The sequence below is a fragment of the Paucibacter sp. B2R-40 genome (assembly GCF_025717555.1).
In the GTDB taxonomy this organism is placed as follows: Bacteria; Pseudomonadota; Gammaproteobacteria; order Burkholderiales; family Burkholderiaceae_C; genus Paucibacter_A.
Genome location: NZ_JAJIRP010000008.1, coordinates 231,844 through 257,019 on the forward strand (window position 1 = coordinate 231,844; position 25,176 = coordinate 257,019).

The window sequence follows — 25,176 nt, forward strand, 5'->3', positions numbered from 1 at the left end:
CATAGCCAGCATGCGCAATCTCTCCACTGAAAAGCTCGACCTGAAGAGCTGGCTTCGACTGCTGATTTCGACCCTCAATCGCTGGCCTTGGCGGCAGACCGTGCAAAGCCTGCGGCTGCGTTTTCGGGAGGGACATCTGGGTCTCACCGCCGGGAGCTTGACCTTCACCACCTTGATTTCCTTGGTGCCGCTGTTGACGGTGATGCTGGCCTTGTTCACGGCCTTTCCGATCTTCGCATCCTTTCAAGCGGCCTTGGAGCAGTACTTCGTCAAGAGCTTGATTCCGGCCAATATTGCCAAGCCCGTCTTGGGCGCCTTGACCCAGTTCGCGTCCAAGGCGAACCGGCTCGGCGCTGTCGGCCTGGTCTTTTTGGGCTTTTCTGCGCTGGCCTTGATGCTGACCATAGACCGCACCTTGAACTCGATCTGGCGCGTGCAGCGGCCCAGGCCCATGGCGCAGCGCGTCTTGGTCTACTGGGCCAGCTTGACCCTGGGGCCATTGCTGCTGGGCGGGAGCTTGGCACTCACCAGTTATGCCGTGACCACGGGGCATGACTACTTCACCACACTGCCCTTCAGTGTCGGTGTGATGTTCAATGCCATCGAGTTGTTGGTGATGGCTTGCGGCGTGGCCGCGCTGTTTCATTACGTGCCCAACACGGTGGTGCGTTGGCGCCATGCCTTGGCCGGCGGTGTGTTTGTAGCCTTGGGTTTTAACTTGGCCAAGAGCGTGCTGGCCTGGTATTTCAAGTCGGTGCCGACCTTCTCAACGCTTTACGGCGCTTTTGCGACCGTGCCAATTTTTCTGGTCTGGCTTTATTCGGGTTGGGTGATTGTTTTGTTAGGTGCCTTGCTGGCCGCCAATGCGCCCAGCTTGAGCAGCGGCATGTTGCGTCGCCCCGATGTGCCCGGCTTGAGCCTGGAGTTGAGCTTGGGTGTCTTGCGCGAGTTGCGCCTGAGCCAGCAACTCGGCGAGGGCGGCGCCAGCAGCTTGGGGCTGGCGCGACGATTGCGCATTGACCCGCTGCAGTTGGAGCCGGTGCTGGATCAGCTGGGCGACCTCGACCTGATCGCCAGGCTCGAAGAAAGCGGCGCCCAGCGCTTGGTGCTTTTGGTGGTGCCGGAGCAGACACCGGCGGCGCCCTTGTTGAATGCCTGCCTGGCGCAGCGTTCAACCGCCTTGGCGCCGCTATGGCAGCGCAGCGATTGGGAAAAAATCAGTCTGGCCCATCTCTTAGGGGTGTAGCACCACCAACAAGGCCACCGCCGCTTCGGTGGCTGATTTGTTGCGAATCGAGTGTGGCCCGTCCACCGCATAACGGGCAGTTTCCCCGCCAAGCAAGTTCTGGCTGCTGCCGCCGGCGCTGATCTCCAGGCTGCCGCTGAGCACGCTCAAGTGCTCACGCGAGCCCGGCTCATGGGCGGCCGAGTCCAAGGCGCCGCCCGGCTCTATCGTCAGCTGATACCACTCGAACTGACCGGCCAGGTCAATCGGACCCAGGATGCGCAGCTGGCACAGCCCGTCCGGGCTGCTCATGCTCGGAATCGAATGTGCGGCGACCCGCTCGATCGCCGGAGCTGCCGGCCTTTCGCCTCCCAAAAGTTCGGACATCTCGACCCGCAATGCATTCGCCAGCCGCCAGACCACGGCGACGGTCGGGTTGGCCTGGTTGCGTTCGATCTGCGACAGCATCGACTTGCTGACACCCGCGCGGCGGGATAGCTCGTCCAGCGACAAACCCTGCGCCTGACGTAAAGCCTGCAAAGTAGCGCCGACTTTGGGCGGCTCTAGACTGTCTATGGTGGGTGCGGACATACTTGACCTCGGATCGGCAATCTTGGATACTGCACGCTGGTTCGATATATCGAACAACGTCCAATTTAACGAATTGTGCATCAGGAGACCTTCAATGAACAATGCCGCTGACTTCTATGCCCACCTGAACACCGAGCTGGAGGGCATTCGCGCCGCCGGCCTGTACAAGAGCGAGCGTGTCATCACCGGTCCGCAAGGTTCACTGGTGCACACCGCAGATGGCCGCGAGGTAATCAATCTCTGTGCCAACAACTATCTGGGCCTGTCCTCCCACCCGCAGGTCATCGAGGCCGCCCACGAAGCTTTGCGCACCCATGGCTACGGTCTCTCGTCGGTGCGCTTCATCTGCGGCACGCAAGACCTGCACAAGACCTTGGAGCAGCGCCTGGCGCGCTTCTTGGGCACCGAGGACACCATTCTTTACGCGGCCGCGTTTGATGCCAATGGCGGCCTGTTCGAGCCGCTGCTGGGCGAGCAAGACGCCATCATCAGCGACGAGCTGAACCATGCGTCCATCATCGACGGCATCCGCCTGTGCAAGGCCAAGCGCTTTCGCTACAAGCACAACGATATGGCCGACCTGGAGCGTTGCCTGATCGAAGCCAAAGCGGCCGGTGCGCGCTTCACTCTGGTCTTCACCGACGGTGTGTTCTCGATGGACGGCACGATTGCCCAGCTCGACAAGATCCGCGAGATCACCGACCGCTACGGCGCGCTCTTGGGCATTGACGAATGCCATGCCAGCGGCTTTGTCGGCAAGACCGGCCGCGGCACGCATGAATACCGCGATGTGTTCGGCAAGATAGACATCATCACCGGTACCTTGGGCAAGGCTTTGGGCGGCGCCTCGGGCGGCTTCACCACCGGCCGGCGCGAGGTGATCGAGTTGTTGCGCCAGCGTTCGCGTCCCTACTTGTTCTCCAACACGGTGGCGCCCAGCATCGTCGGTGCGTCGATTGCCGTGCTTGATCTGCTGGAAGGCTCGACCGCGCTGCGCGACAAGCTCGAAGCCAACACCGCTTACTTCCGCGAGGCCATCCAGGCAGCCGGTTTCGAGATCAAGCCGGGCACCCATCCGATCGTGCCCATCATGGTGCACGACGCGGTGCTGGCGCAAAAGCTCAGTGCACGGATCTTGGAGTTAGGCATCTACGCCGTTGGTTTCTTCTTCCCCGTCGTGCCCAAGGGTCAGGCGCGCATCCGCGTGCAGGTGTCGGCCGGGCATTCGCGCGAGCAGCTGGAGCAAGCGGTCGCCGCCTTCACCCAAGCCGGCCGAGAGCTGGGCCTGATCAAAACCGCCTGAATAAGCAATTTCAATGAGCACCACCAAGATTCTGATCATCGGCGCCAACGGCCAAATCGGCTCCGAGCTGGCCCAGGAACTGGCCTTGCGCCACGGCGACGCCAACATCATCACCAGCGATCTGGCGCCCGAAGGCCGCGTGCCTCAGCTGACGCATGAAATGCTGGACGTGACCGATGCGGCGGCACTGGCCACCGTGGTCAAGCGCCACAGCATCACGCAGATCTATCACCTGGCCGCAGCCCTGTCTGCGACCGGCGAGAAGCACCCCATGTGGGCCTGGGACCTGAATATGAAGGGCCTCTTGAATGTGCTGGAGCTGGCGCGCACGCAAAAGCTGGACCGCATCTTCTGGCCCAGCTCGATCGCCGCGTTCGGCCCGTCGACGCCGGCGCTGGACACGCCGCAGACCACGGTGATGGACCCCACCACCATCTACGGCATCTCCAAGCTGGCGGGCGAGCGCTGGTGCGCCTGGTATCACAAGAATCACGGCGTCGATGTGCGCAGCCTGCGCTACCCCGGCCTGATCAGCTACAAGACCCCTCCGGGCGGCGGCACGACCGATTACGCGATCGAGATCTTTCATTCGGCGCTGAAGACCGGCAAGTACGGCTGCTTCCTGGAGCAAGGTCAGGGCTTGCCGATGATGTATATGGCCGACGCCCTGCGCGCCACCATCGAGCTGATGGAGGCACCGGCCGAGAGCATCAAGCAGCGCGGCAGCTACAACCTCGCCGGCGTCAGCTTCACGCCGGCCGAGATTGCGGCCGAAATTGCGCTGCAGATTCCCGGCTTCGAGATCAGCTATGCGCCGGACTTCCGCCAAGCGATTGCCGCCAGCTGGCCGCAGCGCATCGACGACAGTGAAGCCCAGCGCGACTGGGGCTGGCAACTCAAATACGACCTGCGCGCGATGACGACCGACATGCTCAAAGAGCTGCGTCCGATATTGGGCTTGGCCTAATTCCCAGTGCCTTTGCCTTCAGCGCGACGCGCAGCGCCGCCAGCAAGGCGTCCGGTACTTCGCTCATCAAGGAGTGGCCGGCAGGCAGCATGACGGTCTTGGCGCCCTGCAGCGCCTCGGCCAGCGTCTTGCTCTGCTTGGGCGCCGTCATCTGGTCGCGCGCGCCCAGGATCAAGGTGCTGGGTGCTTTCACTTTGGCAGCCGCTTCCAAGCCGCCGCTGTAGGCATCGCAAAGCCTGAAGTCATGCTCGAACAGATTGACCTCAGTTTGCCGGCTCTGGATGCGGCGCTTGAGTGCTATCTCGCCGCCTTGCAGCCAAGCGCCCGGCCCCGGGTAAGACGGCTTGCTGGCCCAGCTTGAAAACGAGAATTGATTGACCATGGCGATCGCTTTGTCGGGCTGCGCTGCCGCCGTGTTCAGCAAGGCTTCCGAGACCTTCATCGGATAGGCCGTGGCCAGCAGCGCCAGATGGCTGGCTCGAGCAGGCTGGCGGGCCGCCGCCTCCAGCGCAATCAGCGAACCCATGCTGTGGCCGACCAAGGCCGTATTGCCGTGTACCCCGGCTGCATCCAGCAAGGTCCAGACCCAGTCGGCCAAGTCGGCAATGCTGCTCAAGACCGGCCCGGCGCTGCGCCCATGGCCGGGCAGATCGACCGCTAGCACCGCATGCCCATGGTGTGCAAACCAGCGCGCCAGCAAGGTCCAGACGCTGTGGTCATTGAGCGCACCGTGAACAAAGACGATGGCGGGTAGGGCGGGGTCCAGCGGCTTGCCACCGGTATAGGCATAGGCTTCAAAGCCATTGACGATCAATTTCATGCTGTTTTGCTCCTAGGCCTTGGCTGCGATTTTCAGCGCGCGCTTCAAATCGGCGATCAGATCATCGGCATCTTCGAGGCCGATCGAGAGGCGGATGCTGCCCGGCGCAATGCCGGCCAGCGCCAAGGCTGCGTCATCCATGCGGCTGTGCGTGGTGGACGCCGGATGTATCACCAGCGAGCGGCAGTCCCCAACATTGGCAAGATGCGAAAAAATCTGCAGTGCCTCAATGAAAGCGCGGCCCTGGGCACGCGTGCCCTTCAGATCAAAGCTGAACACCGAGCCGCAACCGCGCGGCAGCAGGCGCTGCGCCAAGGCGTGGCTGGCGTGGCTAGGCAAACCCGGATAGCCGACCCGCTCGACCATCTCGTTAGCATCCAGGAACTCGGCAATTTTCTGTGCGTTCTGCACATGACGCTGCATGCGAAGAGACAAGGTTTCTATGCCTTGCAGAATCAACCAGGCCGTGTGCGGGCTCATGCAAGCGCCAAAGTCGCGCAGACCCTCGCGGCGAGCGCGCAGCAAAAAGGCGCCGACGGTGCTTTCCTCGGCAAACACCATGTCATGGAAGCCGGCATAGGGCTCACACAGCTCTGGGAACAGGCCATGCTTGTCATGCGCGGCCTGCCAGTCAAAGGCGCCGCTGTCGACCAAGACGCCGCCCACCACAGTGCCGTGGCCGGACAAAAACTTGGTCGCCGAGTGATAAACCAGATCGGCGCCATGCTCGAAAGGCCGCATCAGGTAGGGCGTGGTCAGCGTCGAGTCGACCAACAAAGGCAGGCCGGCTTCGTGGGCGATGGACGCAATCGTCGGAATGTCCAGTACATCGAGGCCGGGGTTGCCCAGCGTCTCGCCGAACAGCAGCTTGGTATTGGGCCTGATCGCCGCGCGCCAGCCGTCGATATCACCGGGCCGCACAAAGCTCGTCTCGATACCGAAGCGGCGCAGCGTGTAGTGCAGCAGATTGTGCGAGCCGCCGTAGAGCGCGCCCGACGAAACGATGTGGGAGCCCGCGCCCGCCAGCGTGGCGATGGCCAGATGCAGCGCCGCTTGGCCGCTGGCCGAGGCGATCGCGCCCACGCCGCCCTCAAGCGCAGCGACCCGTTCCTCGAACACGGCGGTGGTCGGGTTCGACAGGCGCGAATAGACATGTCCGGCCCGCTCCATATTGAACAGCGAGGCGGCATGCTCGGCGTTCTCGAACACAAACGAGGTGCTCAGGTGCAGCGGCGTGACGCGCGCGCCGGTGCTCGGGTCGGGTGCGGCCCCGGCGTGTAGCGCCAAGGTGTCAAAAGCAGGGTCTGCATAGCCTGACATGGTGTCTCCCAGGTGTTGGTTGGGCGCATTGTGTGCTATGTTCCTAGCCAGTAAAAAATTTGGGTTCGAGCCATATCGGCGACCCACTCATTCAGGAGTCAGCGCATGAAAGTCGTCGATATTTTGCGGGTCAAAGGTGGCACGCTGTTCACGGTGACGCCAGAGGAAGCTCTGTCACAGGCGGTGACCACCATGGCCGAGCGCGATATGGGCTCCTTGGTGGTGATGGAGCATGGCGATTTGGTCGGTATGTTGACCTTTCGCGAGGTCATCGTTGCGGTGGTGAAAAACGGTGGCTCGGTCGGCACCTTGCGGGTGCGCGGCGTGATGGACGACCATCCGCTGACCTGCACGCCCGAAACCGAAATCGACGAAGTGCGCCGCATGATGCTCGGCCGCCACGCTCGCTATATGCCGGTCTTGAACGGCAGAACCTTGCAAGGCGTGATCTCGTTTTACGACGTCGCCAAGGCAGTGGTCGATGGCCAAGACTTTGAAAACCGCATGCTCAAGGCCTATATTCGTGATTGGCCGCTCGAAGACAACCCCGAGAGCGCCGGCGAATCCAAGTTGTGATCCGTTGAGTTTCTTGAAGTAGCGGCCTTCGGGCCGCTTTTTGTTTGGCGGCCGATAGAATCCATCCGCCCCCAGCTAAACAGGTTCCCCATGTCAGGCAGTACTTTCGGCGAGTTGTTCCGTGTCACCAATTTTGGCGAAAGCCATGGCCCCGCGATTGGCTGCGTGATCGACGGTTGCCCACCGGGCCTGCCCCTGAGCGAGGCCGATATCCAGCCCGAGCTGGACCGCCGCCGCCCGGGCACCTCGCGCCACGTGACGCAGCGCAACGAACCCGACGCGGTCGAAATCTTGTCCGGCGTCTATGAAGGCCTGACCACCGGCACGCCGATTTGCCTGCTGATCAAGAACCAGGATCAGCGCAGCAAGGACTACGGCAATATCCTCGACACTTTCCGACCTGGCCACGCCGACTACAGCTACTGGCGTAAATATGGCCTACGCGACCCGCGCGGTGGCGGCCGCAGTTCGGCCCGACTCACAGCCCCCATGGTCGGCGCAGGTGCAGTCGCGCGCAAATGGTTGAAGGAAAAATACGGTTGCGAGTTCCGCGGCTGCATGACGCAGCTGGGCGAGCTGGAGATCCCGTTTGAGGGCTGGCAGCATGTGGCGAACAATCCCTTCTTCGCTGCCAACGCCAGCAAGATTGAAGAGCTCGAAGCCTATATGGACGCGCTGCGCAAGTCCGGCGACTCGGTCGGCGCGCGCATCCGCGTTGAGGCCACTGGCGTGCCCGTGGGCCTGGGCGAGCCCCTGTTCGACAAGCTTGATGCCGACATCGCCTATGCCTTGATGGGCATCAACGCGGTCAAGGGCGTCGAAATCGGTGCGGGTTTTGGCGTCGTCGCGCAGCGCGGCAGCGAGCACGGTGATGAACTGACGCCGCTGGGCTTTGCATCGAACAATTCCGGCGGCATGTTGGGCGGCATCTCGACCGGCCAGGACATCGTGGCAAGCATCGCCATCAAGCCGACCAGTTCGATCCGCACGCCTAAAGCGTCCATCAACCGGGCCGGCGAGGTGTCATCGGTTGAAACCTTTGGCCGCCACGACCCTTGCGTGGGCATCCGTGCCACGCCCATCGCCGAAGCGATGTTGGCCCTGGTCTTGATGGATCACGTCTTGCGCCACCGTGCGCAATGTGGCGATGTGGTGTTGCCGATCGAAGCCATCGCGGCTTCTAACGTCCAAAGCTGATGCCCCAACTCCATGCCTGAAGCCGCAGCGTCCAAGCGCACGCTGGCGGCTTGCAGCGCGCTGTCCTGCGCCTACTTTGCCGCCATCGGCGGCTTCAACCCTTACGCGCCTCTTTGGTACAAGGAGCTGGGCCTGCCGGTGGTAGCGATCGGCTTGCTGGTGTCCTTGGCGAGTTGGACCCGGCTGTTCGCGCCCTATGCCTGGGGCGCCTTGGCCGACCGGCGCGGCCAGCGCACCAAAATCATCCGCTGGGCCGCAGTCACCAGTTTTGTGGCCGGCTTGGGCTTTCTCGTGCCGCCGCCTTGGGCTTCGGTGACGACGCTGGCCGCTGCCACGTTTTTGATGTTCACCTTCAACGCGGCCATCGTGCCGCTGATGGAAACCTTGGTCGCGGCGCAGTTGATGACGGCCGAGGGCGGCATGGATGCGCGCCGTTATGGCCAGGTGCGGGTCTGGGGTTCGGTAGGGTTTTTGGCCACCGTCTTGCTGGCCGGCTGGTGGTTCGAGCATTTCGGCATGCAGGCTTTCGCCATCACCACCTTGGTCTTGCTGGGACTGGTGGTGGTGATGGCATGGCGCTTGCCTGAGCAGCCGGAGCAGCCTCATTCGGCGCATGCGCCCAGCCCGCCTATTGCAGAGGTGATGCGCCGCCCAGAGGTGCGCTGGTTCTTTGCCGGCGTGTTCTTGACGGTGCTGGCGCATACGGCGCTCTACACCTTCTTTAGCCTTTATCTGGATTCGCTAGGCTATGGCAAGCAAATCGTCGGCTTGTTGTGGGCCGCTTCGGTGGTGGTCGAGATTGCCTGGTTTGCCTTGCAGGGCAGGGTCATGGAGCGCGGCAGTCTGCATCATTGGCTGATCGCGGCCGCGCTGGCGACGGCCCTGCGCTTTGGCGTGACTGGTGCTTTTGCCGGCAGCCTGTGGGTCTTGTTCCTGGCCCAATGTCTGCATGCGATCACCTTCGCAGCCCAGCACACCGCCTGCATCGCCCTGGTAACGCGCTATTTCCCCGGCCAATTGCGTGGCCGTGGCCAGGCTTTGTATACCGTCTTGGGCTATGGCTGCTCGGGGGTTTTGGGCAGTCTGGCGGGCGCGTGGTTGGTGTCCTACACTGGCTATGCGGCAGTGTTCGGCGTTGCAGCACTGGCGGCCTTGCTCAGTGCATTTTGCTGCTGGCGCAGCTTGGTCTTGGATGTCCGTCAAGCCTGAGGCTTTCTTTTGATCGCGACCGAGTGCAGGTCGTGCCACAAAATCTGCACTTCGTCACGACGGCTATCGCTTAGGTCAGAGCCCATCCCTACACTGCGCCCACTTTCGACAACAGACAGATTGGGGACTCCATGCGCAAACAATGGCTTTTCGGCGGTATTGCTGCCGCAGTGCTGGTCGGTGGGGCGGTTGCGGTATTTGCCAGCAAGGGCGATCCGGCTGCTAAGCCGACCAAGCCGGGTGAGGACAAGGCGGCGGTGGCGCTGGAGTTCGTGCCGGCCGAGGTGATCAAGCCGACCCTGACCAGCATGCCGGCCTTGATCGAGTTTTCCGGCCCCCTGGTAGCACCCGGCACGGTCATCGTGCGGGCCAAGTCGACCGGCACGCTGCTGAATCTGAGCGTCAGCGAAGGCAGCCGCGTCAAGGCCGGCCAAGCCTTGGGTCAGCTCGATCTGGAAGAGCTCCGCTACCGGGTCGCCGAGCGCAGCGCCAGTGTCGAGTCGGCGCGCGCGCAGCTGGACCAGGCCGAGCGCCAGTTCAAAGCCAACCAAGGCCTGGCCGAGCAGAAGTTCATCGCCTCTACCGCGCTCGACACCTCGCGGGCCAGTCTGGAGACCGCGCGCGCCCAAGTGGCCACAGCCAAGGCGCAGCTCGACACCATGCAAGTGACGCTGCGCCAAGCGGCCTTGGTGGCGCCTATCAGCGGCGTCGTATCCAAACGCCATGCGCTGCCGGGTGAGAAGTTGTCGCCCGAGCAGCAGATTCTGAGCATTGTTGACTTGAGCCGCCTGGAGCTGGCAGGCCTGGTCGGCACGCACGAAGTCAGCCGTTTGAAGCCCGGCATGCCGGTGCAAATCCGCGTTGAAGGCTCGGACCGCAATGTCGAGGCACGCATCAGCCGTATCGCCCCGGCGGCCGAGCCGGGCACGCGCTCGATCGGCGTCACGCTTGAATTGGCCAACCCCAAGGAAGAATTCCGAGCCGGTCAGTACGCGATGGCCAAGGTGGAGCTGCCCGACGACGCGCAGCGTTTGACGGTACCAGTGGCCGCTGTTACCAGCAATGCCGGCCAAGACGGCGTTTGGTTGATCGAAAACGGCGCTTTGCTGCGCCGCATCGTCACGACCGGTCGCAGCGATGCGCGCGAAGGCCGGGTCGAGGTGCTGCAAGGCCTCAGCCCTGGCTCGCAAGTGCTGGCGGCCCGCTTTGATAATCTGCGTGAAGGCGCCAAGGCCTCGGTGGTGGTGAGCAAGACCAAGGTCGCCGAAGCCACAAAGTCCACCGCCGCCGCGTCGAACTGAGGCCCAGATCATGTGGATGACCAAAGTTTCGATCCAGAACCCGGTCTTCGCGACCATGGTGATGGTGGCGCTGTGCGTGCTGGGTATTTTTTCCTACAGCAAGCTGGGCGTGGAAAACATGCCCGATATCTCCATCCCCGTCGCCTCGGTGGATGTGCGCTACCCCGGCGCTTCGCCTGAGGCGGTCGAGCGCGAAGTGGCCAAGCCACTTGAGGAAGCGCTCAACACCATTGCCGGCGTCGAGAAGGTGATGTCGCGCAGCTTTGAGGGGCGTGTGCAAGCGCAGGTCGAGTTCGGCCTCAACACCGATATGGGCCGTGCCATGCAGGAGGTGCGCGACCGCGTCGCCGCGGCGCAGGCCGCCTTCCCTAAAGATGTGAAGACGCCCACCGTGGCGCGCGCGCAGATCGAGGATAACCAGCCCATCGTGCTGGCGGCATTGATGAGCAAGACGCGGCCGGCGCGCGAGCTGTCGATGATGAGCGAGTTGATCATTGCCAAGCGCCTGGGCCGGGTCGACGGCGTGGCGCGAGTCGACGTCAGCGGCATGGTGCTGCGCGAGGTGCGCATCGATCTGGACCCTTTGCGTTTGCGCGCTTATGGCGTGACGCCGGCGGAGATTTCGACTGCGCTGCGTGAGGCCAATAACGATCAGCCGGTCGGCCTGATCTCCGACAAAACGGCCGACGCGATCCTGCGTGTCGAAGGCCGGGTCAAGGATCCCAAGCAGTTCGCCAATATCGTCGTCGCCAGGCGTGGCAATCTGGTGCTGACCTTGGGCGATCTGGGTACTCTGGTCGAGCGTGAGCGCGAGCCCGACAGCCTGGCTCGCATCAATGGTGCGCAGGCCGTCACCTTCAATGTCTTCAAGCAGCAAGACTCCAATATCGTGACCACCGGCGAAGGCGTCAAGGAGGCGATGGAAGAGCTGCGCAAGAACCTGCCCAAGGACGTCGAGCTGAACCTGATCTACGCGTCCAGCGACAACGTCAAGAACTCGTTGGAAGGGCTCAAGCACACGCTGGTCGAAGGTGCCTTGCTGACTGTGGCGATCGTGTTCTTGTTCCTGCATAGCTGGCGCTCGACCATCATCACCGGCCTGACGCTGCCGATCGCGGTGATCTCCAGTTTCATCGCTGTGCACGCTTTGGGCTTCACGCTGAACTTCATGACCATGATGGCGCTGAGCCTGTGCATTGGCTTGCTGATCGATGACGCCATCGTGGTGCGAGAGAACATCGTGCGCCATGTCGGCATGGGCAAAGACCACCGCACAGCGGCTTTTGACGGCACCAACGAAATTGGCTTGGCCGTGATGGCCACCACGTTTGCCATCTGCGCAGTGTTTGTGCCCATCGCTTTCATGGGCGGCATCATCGGCAAGTTCTTCTACCCCTTCGGCATCACCGTCGCGGTTGCGGTGCTGGTGAGCTTGTTCGTCAGCTTCACGCTGGACCCCATGCTCAGCTCGATCTGGAAGGACCCACCGAGCACCTACCTGAAGCGCGTACCGGTGATCGGCCACCTGATTCGCGCCACCGACCGCGGCATGGACCTTTTGCACATCGCTTATGAGCGCACGATTCGCTGGGCTTTTTCGGGCCGGCGCTACCGCGTGTTTGTGCCGCCGCTGCCGGCCTTTGGGCGCCCGTTTGGCGCCGACGGTCAACGCGATCGCAACCAGCCACGCCGCCTGCGTTTCGCCACCATCACGCCGCGCGGCCTGGTGATGTCGATAGGCGCGGCCAGCTTTGTTGTGGCCTTGGGTTTGAGCGCCTTCGTCGGCAGCGAGTTCGCGCCCAAGACCGATGACAGCTTCATCCAGGTCAACCTGCGCATGCCGACGGCCTCCAGCCTGGAGCGCAGCAATATCAAGGTCGCGCAGATCGAAGAGATCTTGTCGCAATACAAAGAAATCAAGACCATCTCAACCAGCGTCGGCGGCACCGGCGAGGGCATGACGACGGGCCGCAACCAGGCCACCTTGAGCATTGCCCTGGTGGATAAAAAGGACCGCAAGCGCAGCCAGAAGCAGCTGGAAGACGCCTTCCGTGCCGACATCGCCAAGCTGCCCGGCGTGGACGCCAGCGTCGGCGGCGACCGCTCGATCTGGATCACCATCCTGGGCACCGACCCGACCGTCTTGACCGAAGTGGCCAATGATCTGGTCGCCAGGATCAAGAAGGTACCCGGTGCGGTGGACGTGGAAACCACCGTCAAGCAAGGCCTGCCGGCCTATGCTGTCAAGCTGAAGGATTCGGCCGTGCGTGAGTTGGGCCTGACCGCGCCGCAACTGGCCGCCTCGCTGCGCGCCTATGTCAATGGCGATGTGGCGACCTACTGGACCACGCCGGACGGCAACCAGGTCGAGGTGCTCTTGCGCCTGCCGGTCGAACAACGCCAGCGGGTAGATCAGATGCTCAAGCTGCCGGTGGCCTTTGCCAAAGACGGCTCGCCGATCTCGCTGGATCAGGTGGCCACGATCGAGTCGGTGTTCAACCCCGAGGTGATCCGTCGCCAGAACCTGCAGCGCCGCGAGGCCGTGTTTGCCGGCACCGAAGGGCGCCCGTCCGGCGACGTCAATGCCGACGTGCAGAAGATGATCAAGTCCATGCAGTTGCCGCCCGGTGTGAGCTTCAATGTGGACGGCGCCGGCAAGCAGCAGGCCGAGGCTTTCAAGGGCTTGCTCGCGGCGATGGGTCTGGCCGTGATCTTCATCTACATCGTGCTGGCCAGCCAGTTCGGCAGCTTTGTGCAGCCGATTGCCATCATGGCCTCGCTGCCCTTGGCATTGATCGGCGTGATGCTGGCCTTGCTGTTGACTGGATCGACGCTGAATGTGTTCTCGATGATAGGCCTGGTGATGCTGATGGGCTTGGTCAGCAAGAACGCGATTTTGCTGATCGACTTTGCCAACCAAGCCCGCAAGGGCGGTGCCACCATCCCCGAAGCCTTGCTGCAAGCCGGCCTGGTGCGCATGCGGCCCATCATCATGACCACGGCAGCGATGGTGTTCGGCATGTTGCCGATGGCGCTGGCCTTTAATCAAGGCGGCGAGGTGCAGGCACCGATGGGCCGCGCCATCATCGGCGGTGTCATCACGTCGACGCTGCTGACCCTGATCGTGGTGCCGGTGCTGTACTCGTATCTGGTGCGGGAGCGCAAGCCCAAACTCAAGTCAAGTACGGCCGGGGCGGTCGCAGGGGGCGGCTTGGTGCTTGCCCCCGGCGGCGATGACTGATTGATCTTGCGCGGGCGTTTTTCATGTGCAAAAGGGGCGTTTCGACGCCCCTTTTTCTTTGGGTATACAAGTCACGCTGCTATCCTTGGTAGCCCATGCTTAAGCACCCGCCGCTTCATCAATTTATGTCACAAGGCCTTGCGGCGCTATTGCTGGCTTTGTGTTTGATTTCGCCCACCCATGCGGGTTTGCGTCTGCTGAGTGAGGAGTTTCCGCCCATCAGCTTTACGGAAAAAGGGGTTGCGCGCGGCATGGCCGTGGAGATCGTGCAGGAAATTCAGCGTCGCCAAGGAGGGAATTTGGCGATTGAATTTTTACCCTGGGCCAGAGCTTTTCGAGAGGCCAAAGGCGTGGGCGAGGTGGCACTGTTTTCAATGGCGCGGACACCGGAGCGAGAAAAGCAGTTCAAGTGGGTAGGTCCTATAGTGACCTTTTACAGCTCGATTTATGCACCCGCCAAGGACGGCATGAGACTGCGCAACTTGGATGACGCCAAGCGAGCACCAGCCGTGCTCGTGGTGCGCGACTGGTTCACCGCCGAGGAGTTGAAAACCTTGGGCTTTCAAAACTTGGTCAGTGTCAGCGACCCCGTCATAGCGATCAAGATGCTGTTGGCCAAGCGGGCGCCATTCTTTGCCTCCGAGCGTTTGTCCATGCCGGACATCCTGGCCAAGGCCGGCATTGCGGAGGATTCGCTCGAGATCGTCTACAGCTACGCCAGCTCCGAAGGCTATATCGCTTTTTCACTCGATACGCCCGATGCCACGGTCAAGGCCTGGGCCGAAAGACTGCGCGAGATGAAGCGCGACGGCAGCTTTCTGAGTATCTACAAGCGCTGGTTGCCCAAAGACAACCCGCCGCTAGATAAATAGCCTCACCGGCGCCGTATTCAGCACTCGACAATATTGACCGCCAAGCCGCCGCGTGCGGTCTCCTTGTACTTGGTCATCATGTCCGCACCGGTGTCGCGCATGGTCTTGATGACCTTGTCCAGGCTGACGAAGTGGGTGCCATCGCCGCGCAAAGCCATGCGGGCGGCGTTGATCGCCTTGACGGAAGCAATCGCATTGCGCTCGATGCAGGGGATCTGCACCAGGCCGCCGACCGGGTCGCAGGTCAGGCCCAGATGGTGTTCCATGCCGATCTCGGCCGCGTTCTCGACTTGCTCCGGCGTGCCGCCCATCACTTGGCAGAGCGCACCGGCCGCCATCGAGCAGGCCACACCGACCTCGCCCTGGCAGCCGACTTCGGCGCCTGATATCGAAGCGTTTTCCTTGTACAGGATGCCGATGGCTGCGGCGGTCAGCAGAAAATCAATGACGCCTTCTTCATTCGCCCCGTGATAGAAGCGCGTGTAGTAATGCAGCACGGCGGGCACGATGCCGGCCGCGCCATTGGTTGGCGCGGTGACCACGCGGCCACCGGCGGCGTTCTCTTCATTGACGGCCAGCGCATACAGATTGACCCAGTCCATCACCTGCAGCGGGTCACGCAGGGCGGCCTCCGGATTGGCCGTCAGGTCACGGTGCAGTTGTGCGGCGCGGCGTTTGACCTTGAAGCCGCCCGGCAGCACGCCCTCGGTCTTGCAGCCGCGCACCACGCAGTCCTGCATGGTCTGCCAGATCTTCAGCAGGCCGGCGCGAGTCTCTTCGTCGCTGCGCCAATGGCGCTCATTGCGGCGCATGATCTCGGCGATGCTGATGCCATGTTCTTTGCAAATCTTCAGTAAATCGTCGCCGCTGTGGAAAGGGTAGGGCAGCACCTGCGAATCGGGAGCAATCACTTTTTGTTTGCTGCCATCGGCGGCTACCTCGTCGCTGACGATGAAGCCGCCGCCGACCGAGTAATAGGTGCGTTCCTGAATCTCGACCTCGTTCGCGTCATAGGCCACAAAGCGCATGCCGTTGGCATGAAAGGGCAGGCTTTGGCGGCGGAAGAAGACCAGATCCTTGGCCTCGTTGAAGGCAATCGGATGTTCGCCCAGCAGGCTCAAGTTGCCGCCGCGAATGCCGTCCAGGTAAAGCCCTACTTGCTCGACATCGACGCTATCCGGCTCATGGCCGGCCAGACCCAAGAGTACCGCTTTGTCGGTGCCGTGGCCCTTGCCGGTAGCACCCAGCGAGCCATACATCTGCGAGACCACGCGGCTGGTCTTCTCCAGTAGTCCTTCGTGACGCAGGCGCAGCGCAAACAAGCGCGCGGCGCGCATGGGACCGACTGTGTGGGAGCTGGAAGGCCCAATGCCGATCTTGAACAAGTCGAAAACTGAAACGGCCATGTCAGGCCTCCATCAAAAATGTCAGCGAAAAAAAACCGACGGCGCGGCAGTGGTGCGCGCAGTCGGTTCGAGTGGCTAGTGGCTGATCAAGCCTCGTAGTCGCTCATCGGAGGGCAGGAGCAAGACAGATTGCGGTCGCCCCAGACGTTGTCGACGCGGCCAACCGGCACCCAGTACTTCTGGCGGCGCAGCGTGGCGACCGGGTAGGCCGCCTCTTCGCGGCTGTAGCCATGCGTCCACTCGGCCTTCAGCAAAGCCTCGGCCGTGTGTGGCGCGTTGACCAGCGGGTTGTCTTCGCGCGACCAAGTGCCATCCGCCACCTTGGCGATTTCGGCCCGGATGGCCAGCATCGCGTCGCAAAAACGATCCAGCTCGAACTTGGACTCGCTCTCGGTCGGCTCCACCATCAAGGTGCCGGCCACCGGGAAGGACAGAGTCGGCGCATGGAAGCCGTAGTCGATCAAGCGCTTGGCCACGTCTTCGGCGCCCACGCCGGTTGCGTCCTTCAATGGGCGGATGTCCAAGATGCACTCGTGCGCAACGCCGCCGCCCTTGATGCCTTCGATATTGCTGCTGAAGTGAATGTCATAGGCTCCGGCCAAGCGCGCCGCCACATAGTTGGCTGACAGGATCGCGACCTCGGTCGCGGCCTGCAGGCCGTCGGCGCCCATCATGCGGCAGTACATCCAGCTGATAGGTAGAACCGCCGCATTGCCCAGAGGGGCGGCCGAAACCGCACCGATCGCGGTCTCGCTGACATAGCCGCCAGAGCGGTGGGTTGGCAGATAAGGCACCAGATCGGCGACCACGCAAACCGGGCCCACGCCCGGACCGCCGCCGCCATGAGGAATGCAGAAGGTCTTGTGCAGATTCAGGTGCGAGACATCACCGCCGAACTCGCCGGGAGCTGCCACGCCGACCAGCGCATTCATGTTTGCGCCGTCCACATAGACACGCCCGCCATGGCTCTTCACCAGCGCGCAGATCTCCTTCACATGGGTGTCAAACACCCCGTAGGTGGAAGGGTAGGTGATCATGATGGCGGCCAGATTGGCACTGTGCTGTTCGCACTTGGCCTTCAGGTCGACCAGATCGATATTGCCGTCCTTGTCGCATTTGGTGACGACGACGGTCATGCCAACCATCTGTGCCGAGGCCGGGTTGGTGCCATGGGCCGATTCGGGGATCAGGCAGATCTTGCGCTGAGCCTCGCCGCGTGCTTCGTGGAAGGCCTTGATGGCCAACAAGCCGGCGTACTCGCCTTGCGAGCCGGCATTGGGCTGCAAGGAGATGCCGGCGTACCCGGTCGCTTGGCACAGCCAGGCTGTCAGCTGCTCGTTCAGCAAGGCAAAACCCTTCAGCTGATCGTGCGGCGCGAAGGGGTGAATGTTTGCGAACGCTGGCCAAGTGATCGGGATCATCTCGGATGTCGCGTTCAGCTTCATCGTGCAAGAGCCCAGCGGGATCATCGAGCGGTCCAGCGCCAAGTCCTTGTCCGACAGGCCGCGCAAATAGCGCAGCATCTCCGTCTCGGAGTGGTAGCGGTTGAAGACTGGGTGAGTCAGGTAGGCGCTGCTGCGCTGCAGCTCGGCCGGGATCAGGCTGGCTACGCCCTTCGCAAACGCGCTGAAGTCGGCCTTGGCCTTGCCGGCCGAGAATACCTCAAGCAGCGCCTGCAAATCGGCACGGGTGGTGGTTTCGTCCAGCGAGATGCTGACGATCTCAGGCGAGGCGCGGCGCAGATTCATACCGGCGGCCACCGCAGCGGCGAGGATGCCATCGGTCTTGCCGCCGGTGTTGACGGTCAGCGTATCAAAGGCGCTTGCGTTGGCCAGCGTCCAGCCCAGGCCTTGCAGGCTTTGCGCCAGCACCGCCGTGAAGCTGGCGACGCGCTGAGCGATGCGCTTCAGGCCCACAGGGCCGTGATAGACCGCATACATGCTGGCGACGACGGCCGGCAAGACCTGGGCGGTACAGATGTTCGAAGTGGCTTTTTCGCGGCGGATATGCTGCTCGCGCGTCTGCAGCGCCAGGCGGTAGGCCGGCGCGCCATGCGCGTCGATGCTGACGCCCACCAAGCGGCCGGGCAGGCTGCGTTTGTATTCGTCCTTGCAGGCCATATAGGCGGCGTGTGGGCCCCCATTGCCCATGGGCATGCCGAAGCGCTGGGTATTGCCCACGGCGATGTCGGCGCCCATCTCGGCGGGCGCTTTGATCAAGGTCAGCGCCAGCAAATCGGCGGCGGCGATCAGCAATGCGCCTTGGCCGTGAACAGCGTCGGCGGCAGCTTGCAGGCTGCGCACATCACCGTTCACGCCGGGGTATTGCAGCAGCGCGGCGAAGCATTCGCTCTTGCCCGCATCTGCGGCAGGGCCAACTTGCACCGTCAAGCCCAGCGGCTTGGCGCGGGTCTGCACCACTTCAAGCGTCTGCGGCAGCACGTCATCGGCGACATAAAAGACTTGCGACTTGCTCTTGCCCACGCGAGCGGCAAGCGTCATCGCCTCGGCGGCGGCGGTCGCTTCGTCCAACATCGAGGCATTGGCGATGGCCATGCCGGTCAGGTCGGTGACCATGGTCTGGAAGTTGACCAAGGCCTCCATACGACCTTGCGAAATTTCGGCCTGGTAAGGCGTGTAGGCGGTGTACCAGGCGGGGTTTTCAAGGATGTTGCGCAGGATGACGCCTGGGGTCAGCGTGTCGTAATAGCCCTGGCCGATATAGCTTTTCAGAATCTTGTTCTGAGCGGCAACTGCTTTCAACTCGGCCAGCGCCTGCGCTTCCGAGGCGACAGCCGGCAAGCGCATCGCGTTGCTGCGTTTGATGTTGGCGGGAACCACCGCATCGATCAGCGCACGGCGCGAGGCGGCGCCGATCACCGACAGCATGCCGGCTTCATCGCTGGCATCTGGGCCGATGTGGCGGGCGTGGAACTCAGCGGCGTTTTCCAACGCGACCAGGGGCTTGTTAGCAGACATCAACATGGCAAATCCTTGCGAGGCGGGCCGCACTTGTGGTGAGACCAGCCTCAATCTTTTATTCTCTTCGAGCGCCCACCAAGCTCATGTTGATAGGCGCGCAGCAAAACGCTATCAGCTGTTTTTGACCAGCTCGTCGTAAGCAGCGCTGTCCATCAAACCGTCGAGTTCGGCAGCGTTGCTGAGCTTGACCTTGAAGAACCAGCCGGCCTTCAGCGGGTCGGTATTGGCCAGCGATGGGTCGTCGCGCAGCGCTTCGTTGACTTCGGTGATTTCGCCGCCCACAGGCATGTACACATCGGCCGCCGCTTTCACGGACTCAACCACGCCGGCCACTTCCTTGGCGGCGAAACTCGTACCCACCGAAGGCAGGTCCACGAACACCACGTCGCCCAGCGCGTCTTGCGCGTGCACGGTGATGCCCACGGTGACAACGCCGTCGGCTTCGATCTGGACCCATTCGTGGTCGTGCGTGTACTTGATGTTGCTCATGCTGTGCTCCGTGTAGCGATGGAAAAAGGGAAATTAACCGCGGAAATATCCGTTGGGCGTGAACGGCGTGCTGCTGACCGTCATCGGCGTACGCTTGTCGCGAACGATCGCAAACACTTCGGTGCCCAACGCCGCATATTCTTTGCTCAGATAGGCCAAGGCGACTGGTTTGCCGACCGTTGGGCCTAGCGTGCCGCTGGTGACGATACCGACCTCAAGCCCGTCGGCATTGACCAATTTGGCGCCTTCACGCACCGGCATGCGCTCCGAGCTGACCAAGCCGACGCGCTTGCGCGCCGCACCTTGGGCGAGCTGGGCGTCAACCACGGCCGCACCGGGGTAGCCGCCGGCGCGCGCACCACCGGCGCGGCGCACCTTTTGGATCGCCCAGGTCAGCGAGGCTTCAACCGGGGTGATTTCGGTGTTGATGTCATGGCCATAGAGGCACAGGCCGGCTTCAAGACGCAGCGAGTCGCGTGCACCCAAGCCGATCGGCTTGACTTCGGGCTGGGCCAAGAGCTTGCGGGCCAATGCTTCGGCTTGGTCGCCGGCGACGGAAATTTCGAAACCGTCTTCGCCGGTGTAGCCGGAACGGGTCAGGAAGGTCTCAATGCCGTCCAGATTGAAGAAGCCGCCGGTCATGAAGGTCAGCTTGGCCACATCCGGGTTCAGGCGCGACAGCGCAGTCACTGCTTGCGGGCCTTGCAATGCCAACAGCGCTTGATCGGGCAGGGGCAAGACCTGGCACTTGTCGCTAATCCTTGCTTGCATGTGCGCGATGTCTTGCACCTTGCAGCCGGCGTTGACGACCACAAACAGGTCGTCCGGGCGGCGCGCAATCATCAAGTCATCGAGGATGCCGCCGGCCTCATTGGTAAACAGGGCGTAGCGCTGCTTGAACAGGCCCAGATCGATCACGTCGACCGGCACGATAGTTTCCAACGCAGCGCTGGCGCCGTCGCCCTTGAGCAGCACCTGGCCCATGTGCGAGACGTCAAACAAGCCGGCCGCGGCGCGGGTGTGCTTGTGCTCGGCCATCACGCCCATCGGATATTGCACCGGCATGTCGTAGCCGCCGAAGGGCACCATCTTGGCGCCGAGTTCGATGTGCAGCGCGTGCAGCGGGGTCTTCAGCAGGGGGGCGGCGTTGGTGTCGGAACTGGACATGGCGGAAATCCTTCGAGGGCAGTCAACTGACCTACTCCAACCAAGGAGTAGGGGGGATGCCCTCGCTGTCCGCTTTACTTGAGAGATTGGCCGCCGGCGTATCGCCCGCAGCTTGCCCCTTCAGTGGACGGGCTCAAAGACCCGTCTCTCTCCAGTGAGGACGCCCGACGTTTTGTGAACGGGCGTTTTATCAGTCCTTTTGCCTGAGCGTTCGCAGCGTGGGATCACCAGTGCCACTGCGCCTTCGGCGGCTCCCGCGAGGGAACTCTCTCCTGACGGGGCGCATTGTAGCCATGGATTGCCAGCACCGCGCCAAGCTCTGAGACCAGACTCTGGCGCCAAAGCCGGGGCTTGTGCAAATTGCCCGCAAATTACCCTTGAATAGGCAGCCTCCACTGCGCTTTGTGCAAGGTCCGTTCTCACTATCCTTGTCGAATCTGGGCTCGAATGCCCAAACACGCCCAAATTTCGACCCGGAAAGACGCCGCCATGAGCTCGACGCCCGATATCCATTTGTGCATACAGCAGCCCGCCAACTATGTGCATTCGCTGGGTTTGTTGGACCAAGCCAGGTACTTTCGCTACCAATTTCGTCGCTTGGGCGCCAATGTCAGCATGTCCAAAAACCGCTTGCGCTATGACGCGATCAATTTCGTTTTTGGCGCACATCTGGGCTTTGAGGCCAGCCAAGTGCAGAGTCACGCCTGTGTGTTTGTCAATTTGGAGCAGTTGGGGGAGGGTGGGGCGCCGGTGACGCCCGAGTACCTGCAACTGCTGTCCAGCTCCAGCGTGGTCGACTACCACGCCGGCAACCGCAGTGCCTATTCGGCCAGGCCGAACGAGGTGCCGGTGCTGCCCTTGTGGTTTGCGCCCTACCTGAAGCCGGCGCAGTCCACGCCCTTGGAAGAGCGGCCCATCGACCTGCTCTTTTTCGGCAGCATCAATGAGCGTCGGCGCGGCTGGTTGGAACGCATCGAAGCCTTGGGCCTGAGCGTGGCCGTGTTTGATGGCCCGCTCTACGGCCCTGAGCGTGATGAGTTCATCAAGCAAGCCAAGGCCGTGATCAATATGCATTTTTATGCGAGCAGCCGCTTTGAGCAGGCTCGCGTGGCGCATTGCATGTCATTGGGCACGCCCGTGATTTCGGAGCGTGCGGCGCATACCGACATCCTGCCGCCATTTGATGAGACTGTTTTCTGGCTGCAAGACGAGCAACTTGAGACCTTCTTTCAGCAGCAGTTTGGTACTGCCGCTTTCTTCGAGCGGGCGCGTCTTTCCTTGCAGCGTTTTGAGGCAAGTGACCCGGCCAAGGCCTACGCCGATGTGCTGATCGCAGCCTGCAAGATGGCTCAAGCACACCATCAAGGCCGCACGCCGGGCGCGTGGTCACCGACTTGCATCAACTTGGAGGCCGGTGCGGCCTACCGGGCCGGTTGGCTGAATCTCGACGCGCAAGCCGCCAGCGAACCTGACTGGATGCTTGATCTGAGCGTGCCGCTCAACTTTCCGCTCAGTAGCAAAACCTTGCATCAGGGGCAGGTGGAACTGGCTGAAGCAGGCGCGGATGTCATACAGGCCGGGCGTTTGGATCTGGACGAGCGCAAACTGCCAGCCTTGTTGAGCAATGCACTGCGTCTGCTGCATGTGGGCGGCGAATTTCAGCTGGAGTTGCCAGGTGCTTTTGGGGTCGAGCCGGTCTCGTCGTCGTTTGCCCTGCTAACGCAGCACGAATGCATAGGCCGGGCATGCAGCGACTTTTTTTGGTCACTGGGCTGGTTTGAGCATCGCTTCGAGCTGCTCGGTAACGAGCCGCTCGATCTTGACGGCAGGCACTGCAAATCCGAGCAGGCGCGCTTTTCGCGCCTGCTGATGCGCAAGGTCGAGACTTCGCTGCGCGAACGCACGACGGCGCGCACCAAGCAAACCGACTTGCGTCTGCCCAGCGATGATGTCGACGTCGCCCATCGCTTGGTCAAACCGGCGCAGGGTCAAGCTTCAGGGGCGAGCGAGGCCCGCCAATTCAAATGGTCCATTCTCGTGCCGACCTTGCCGGCCAGGCGGGAGTTGCGCAAGCGGCTGCTGGCCATCCTTGAACCCCAAGTCGCGCGCTTTCCCGATGTAGAGCTGCTGGTGCTGGAAGACAACCGCAGTCGCCAATACGGCCCCAAGCTGCAGGCCATGATAGACATCGCCCAAGGCGAATACGTCAATTTCGTTGACGACGATGACGTCATCTCTGAGCATTATGTTGAGACCATCTATCCGCTGCTTACCGGTGTTGACTGTGTCGGTTTCTCGGCACAAGTCAGTGTCGAAGGTGGGCCCTTCAAGTCGGTGTTTTACAGTATCAAGAACAAGATCTGGGTCGATGCGCCGGAAGGCTATTACCGCAATCCGCAACACCTGACTCCAATTCGGCGCGAACTGGTGCTGCAAGTGCCTTGGGTCGGGCATTACGGCGCCGACCGAACCTGGTCGCACAAAATGGCCAGCAAGGGATTGCTGAAAACCGAGAACGTCACCGACGAGATCCTCTACACCTACTACGCCACGCAGAAGGAAAACCGCGAAGGCGTTTGGCGTTGAATTTGGCGCTGAGTTTGGCACTGCATTTGGCGAAGGCTCGCACATTTCGCACTCAGTCAGTGCCAGCCCGTTACCCGATTACGTCAATAATCCCGCTATGCCTCCTCACTTAGCGACCTCACTGCATGCCTCTCGTCGACTCACCGCCCGCTGCGCGGCGTTTTTATTGAGCTTGATGGCCAGCTTGTCTGCGGCCCAAGCGGCTTCGCTCGGTCTTGTGACCTTGTTGGAAGGCGAGGCTGTGCTGTTGCGCGATAACGCCAAATTTGCGCTGTCCGAAGGCCTTAGCTTGAGTCGCGACGACATCATCGATATGGGCGCCAAAGGGCGTTTCATGCTGGTGGAATTCAAGGACGGCAGCAGTCTGGCCATCGGCCCGGCGACCAGCGTACAGATCGCGCCGCATTTGGCCGCGGACCGCGGCAAGATTGATGCTCGCATTTACCTGTTGCAAGGATGGGTCAAGGTGAGCGCGGCCAAGGCTGGTTCCTGGGCCCTCAATGCGAGCGCCTTTGATCTGAGCGGCTTGTCTCAAGATGCGGTGGTCTTTGCTCAAGGCAGTAGCGGCCAAGTGTTTGCCGAGGCGGGGGGCGTGAACGTCAAACCTGTCTTGCCGAATGGCGCGGCGAGCACAAAGCTATCGAGCGGTGAGTTCCTCAATTTGAGCGGAGCCGCAAAACCTGAACTCACGCAGCGCCCACCGGCCGGCTTCCTGCAAAGTATCCCCAGGGCTTTTCAAGACAAGCTGCCGTCCCGCGCGGCGCTCTTTCAGGGCAAAGAGACCACAGCCAAACGCCTGGGCGAGCTCAGCTATGCCGATGCCCAAGCTTGGTTGAACGCTGAGCCGGCACTGCGCAAAGCCAATCTCGTCCGTTGGAAGCCGCTCGCTCATCAAGCAGAATTCCGCAAGGGCTTGGTGGCCGAGATCAAACTCCATCCCGAGTGGGAGCAGATCTTGTTCCCGCCTCAGGCCGCCACCGGCCCTCAAGCTTCACCCAGCACGGCCGGCGCGGCAAAGAATTGGGTCAGCGAAAAGTAAACCAAACCAAACTATGAAACTGCTACTTAAATTCAATCTGATTTTTTTGCTTGTTTTTGCGCTGGGCTTGGCTGCGTCGACCTTTATAGCGCGCGAATTGCTGCAACGTGCCGCACAGGAAGAAATTGCCGACCGGGCGCGGCTCCTGATGGAGAAGGCCAATGTTGTCAGTGCCTACACCGCGACCCAGATCAAGCCGCTTCTTGAAACGCAGATGAAGTACGCGTTTTTGCCGCAATCGGTGCCTGCCTACTCCTCCGCCGAGGTGATTGCGGGCTTGCAAAAATCCTATCCGGAATATGGTTTCAAGTCCGCCATGCTGAACCCCACCAATCCACGCGACCGCGCCGTCGCCTGGGAGGAAGACATCATTTCGCAGTTCCGCAGCTCCCCCGAATTGAAGGAGTTCATCGGCAAACGCGACACGCCGACCGGCAGCTCTTTCTTCATTGCGCGCCCAATCAAGATCAGCAATCCTGCTTGTCTGGCCTGTCACAGCACGCCCGATGCTGCACCCAAGACCTTGTTGGATCGTTACGGCCCGAACAACGGCTTTGGTTGGAAGCTGGACGAGGTGCTCGGCGCGCAAGTGGTGTCGGTACCCATGACAGTGCCACTGCAGCGCGCTGACCGCGCCTTGATGGTGGTGGTGGCGGTACTGACCGGGGTGTTTGTGTTGGTCGGAGCCTCGTTGAACTTCATGCTCTGGAAGCTGGTCATCCGGCCAGTCAGTCGCTTGTCGGCCTTGGCGGACAAGGTCAGCATGGGCGAGGAAGCGCCTGAGTTCACGGTCAGCTCCAAGGACGAGATCGCTGTTCTCGCCGAGTCTTTTGGCCGCATGCGCAAGAGCTTGGCGCATGCCATGAAGATGCTGGAAGGCTGAATT

Annotated in this window: 19 protein-coding genes and 2 riboswitches; of the genes, 12 read left to right on the plus strand and 7 right to left on the minus strand. The window is 61.9% G+C overall.

The features are described 5' to 3' along the window. Positions 1 to 10: 10 nt before the first annotated feature. The gene (locus LNV09_RS17380; RefSeq protein WP_263535131.1) at positions 11 to 1,246 is read left to right on the plus strand and encodes a YihY family inner membrane protein; all 1,236 of its coding nucleotides are present in this window, start codon (positions 11 to 13) and stop codon (positions 1,244 to 1,246) included. On the opposite strand, the gene LNV09_RS17385 is transcribed toward LNV09_RS17380, so the two are convergent. Further along, positions 1,235 to 1,816: a helix-turn-helix domain-containing protein gene (locus LNV09_RS17385; RefSeq protein ID WP_263535130.1), complete on the minus strand. Its 582-nt coding sequence runs from the start codon at positions 1,814 to 1,816 to the stop codon at positions 1,235 to 1,237. The genes LNV09_RS17380 and LNV09_RS17385 overlap by 12 nt on opposite strands. A gap of 94 nt (positions 1,817 to 1,910) precedes the next feature. Here LNV09_RS17385 and kbl point away from each other — a divergent pair, with 94 nt between their 5' ends. Next, positions 1,911 to 3,119 carry a glycine C-acetyltransferase gene (kbl, locus tag LNV09_RS17390; protein ID WP_263558327.1) on the plus strand — a complete coding sequence of 403 codons (1,209 nt, stop codon included), beginning with the start codon at positions 1,911 to 1,913 and terminating at the stop codon, positions 3,117 to 3,119. 13 nt (positions 3,120 to 3,132) lie between these two features. Further along, the gene (locus LNV09_RS17395) at positions 3,133 to 4,086 is read left to right on the plus strand and encodes an NAD-dependent epimerase/dehydratase family protein (protein ID WP_263558328.1); all 954 of its coding nucleotides are present in this window, start codon (positions 3,133 to 3,135) and stop codon (positions 4,084 to 4,086) included. On the opposite strand, the gene LNV09_RS17400 is transcribed toward LNV09_RS17395, so the two are convergent. Both LNV09_RS17400 and LNV09_RS17405 read right to left on the minus strand, forming a co-directional pair. Continuing rightward, complete coding sequence (locus LNV09_RS17400) at positions 4,052 to 4,906, minus strand: alpha/beta fold hydrolase (RefSeq protein ID WP_263558329.1); 855 nt, start codon at positions 4,904 to 4,906, stop codon at positions 4,052 to 4,054. The two genes, LNV09_RS17395 and LNV09_RS17400, sit on opposite strands and share 35 nt — an antisense overlap. 12 nt (positions 4,907 to 4,918) lie before the next feature. Continuing rightward, positions 4,919 to 6,226, minus strand: a complete 1,308-nt coding sequence (locus tag LNV09_RS17405) for an O-acetylhomoserine aminocarboxypropyltransferase (RefSeq protein WP_263558330.1) — start codon at positions 6,224 to 6,226, stop codon at positions 4,919 to 4,921. Between the two features lie 105 nt (positions 6,227 to 6,331). Here LNV09_RS17405 and LNV09_RS17410 point away from each other — a divergent pair, with 105 nt between their 5' ends. The 6 genes from LNV09_RS17410 to LNV09_RS17435 all read left to right on the plus strand — a co-directional run bounded on the left by LNV09_RS17410 (position 6,332) and on the right by LNV09_RS17435 (position 14,622). Continuing rightward, positions 6,332 to 6,802: a CBS domain-containing protein gene (locus LNV09_RS17410; RefSeq protein WP_263558331.1), complete on the plus strand. Its 471-nt coding sequence runs from the start codon at positions 6,332 to 6,334 to the stop codon at positions 6,800 to 6,802. A 90-nt stretch (positions 6,803 to 6,892) separates the two neighbouring features. Further along, entirely contained in the window at positions 6,893 to 7,999 is a 1,107-nt protein-coding gene (gene aroC, locus LNV09_RS17415; RefSeq protein ID WP_263558332.1) for a chorismate synthase, read from the plus strand. A gap of 12 nt (positions 8,000 to 8,011) precedes the next feature. Next, positions 8,012 to 9,208 carry an MFS transporter gene (locus LNV09_RS17420; RefSeq protein ID WP_263558333.1) on the plus strand — a complete coding sequence of 399 codons (1,197 nt, stop codon included), beginning with the start codon at positions 8,012 to 8,014 and terminating at the stop codon, positions 9,206 to 9,208. Positions 9,209 to 9,339: 131 nt separating this feature from the next. Continuing rightward, complete coding sequence (locus tag LNV09_RS17425; protein ID WP_263558334.1) at positions 9,340 to 10,509, plus strand: efflux RND transporter periplasmic adaptor subunit; 1,170 nt, start codon at positions 9,340 to 9,342, stop codon at positions 10,507 to 10,509. 10 nt (positions 10,510 to 10,519) lie between these two features. Continuing rightward, complete coding sequence (locus LNV09_RS17430; RefSeq protein ID WP_263558335.1) at positions 10,520 to 13,750, plus strand: efflux RND transporter permease subunit; 3,231 nt, start codon at positions 10,520 to 10,522, stop codon at positions 13,748 to 13,750. A 125-nt stretch (positions 13,751 to 13,875) separates the two neighbouring features. Further along, the gene (locus LNV09_RS17435; protein ID WP_263558336.1) at positions 13,876 to 14,622 is read left to right on the plus strand and encodes a substrate-binding periplasmic protein; all 747 of its coding nucleotides are present in this window, start codon (positions 13,876 to 13,878) and stop codon (positions 14,620 to 14,622) included. A gap of 17 nt (positions 14,623 to 14,639) precedes the next feature. Here the strand turns inward: LNV09_RS17435 and LNV09_RS17440 are convergent, their stop codons facing one another. The 4 genes from LNV09_RS17440 to gcvT form a co-directional block, all read right to left on the minus strand. Next, positions 14,640 to 16,028, minus strand: coding sequence for an L-serine ammonia-lyase (locus LNV09_RS17440; protein ID WP_263558337.1), 1,389 nt, complete (start codon positions 16,026 to 16,028; stop codon positions 14,640 to 14,642). A gap of 86 nt (positions 16,029 to 16,114) precedes the next feature. Beyond that, the gene (gene gcvP / locus LNV09_RS17445; protein WP_263558338.1) at positions 16,115 to 19,012 is read right to left on the minus strand and encodes an aminomethyl-transferring glycine dehydrogenase; all 2,898 of its coding nucleotides are present in this window, start codon (positions 19,010 to 19,012) and stop codon (positions 16,115 to 16,117) included. Positions 19,013 to 19,120: 108 nt separating this feature from the next. Then, positions 19,121 to 19,498, minus strand: a complete 378-nt coding sequence (gene gcvH / locus LNV09_RS17450) for a glycine cleavage system protein GcvH (RefSeq protein WP_263558339.1) — start codon at positions 19,496 to 19,498, stop codon at positions 19,121 to 19,123. Between the two features lie 33 nt (positions 19,499 to 19,531). Beyond that, entirely contained in the window at positions 19,532 to 20,665 is a 1,134-nt protein-coding gene (gcvT, locus tag LNV09_RS17455; protein ID WP_263558340.1) for a glycine cleavage system aminomethyltransferase GcvT, read from the minus strand. A 55-nt stretch (positions 20,666 to 20,720) separates the two neighbouring features. Next, a riboswitch (glycine riboswitch) is annotated at positions 20,721 to 20,830 on the minus strand. A 16-nt stretch (positions 20,831 to 20,846) separates the two neighbouring features. Continuing rightward, positions 20,847 to 20,950, minus strand: a riboswitch (glycine riboswitch). A gap of 204 nt (positions 20,951 to 21,154) precedes the next feature. Between gcvT and LNV09_RS17460 the strand changes: the two genes are divergently transcribed. From LNV09_RS17460 to LNV09_RS17470, 3 genes are all read left to right on the plus strand, one after another. After that, a complete protein-coding gene (locus LNV09_RS17460) occupies positions 21,155 to 23,251 on the plus strand; it encodes a glycosyltransferase family protein (RefSeq protein WP_263558341.1) in 2,097 nt (698 codons plus the stop codon). A gap of 97 nt (positions 23,252 to 23,348) precedes the next feature. After that, the gene (locus LNV09_RS17465; protein ID WP_263558342.1) at positions 23,349 to 24,290 is read left to right on the plus strand and encodes a FecR family protein; all 942 of its coding nucleotides are present in this window, start codon (positions 23,349 to 23,351) and stop codon (positions 24,288 to 24,290) included. A 13-nt stretch (positions 24,291 to 24,303) separates the two neighbouring features. Continuing rightward, entirely contained in the window at positions 24,304 to 25,173 is an 870-nt protein-coding gene (locus LNV09_RS17470; protein WP_263558343.1) for a Tll0287-like domain-containing protein, read from the plus strand. Positions 25,174 to 25,176 lie beyond the last annotated feature (3 nt).